This window comes from Ancylomarina sp. YFZ004 (genome assembly GCF_054254355.1).
The window spans coordinates 1-333 of record NZ_JBTCHQ010000049.1 but is presented as its reverse complement, the minus strand read 5'-3'; the positions used below and the strand labels follow the sequence as shown (position 1 = coordinate 333).

Annotated in this window: 1 protein-coding gene; it reads right to left on the bottom strand. The window is 36.0% G+C overall.

What is annotated here, in order from left to right; all coding sequences use genetic code 11:
- On the bottom strand, positions 1-333 hold a 333-nt coding region (locus ACXR6G_RS20160; protein ID WP_458363255.1), incomplete at both ends, for a hypothetical protein.

Here is a 333-nt window from a genome sequence, read left to right as displayed (position 1 = left end):
GCTAGTCCATCAATCTTAGACCAATTGTATTCTAAATTAAGTCCCGAACCATTTACTTGTAGGTCTAAAGATTCGCCTTCACAAAGTGAACGTGTATCTGGAGACACAGCTGCTAAACTAATAGCATCTAGAACAGTTATAGAAATTGATGATGTTTTGCTTGTACAATAATCTTTTACAACAACTTTGTAGATGCCACTTTCAAGTGGTGTTACATTTGTTTTATTATATGTCTCATTTGAACCTATTGAATTCCCATCCTGTGTCCAAGTGTATGTAACAGGTAGAACTGGTCCACTTGTTGGTATTGCACTTAAGTCAATTTCAGCACCA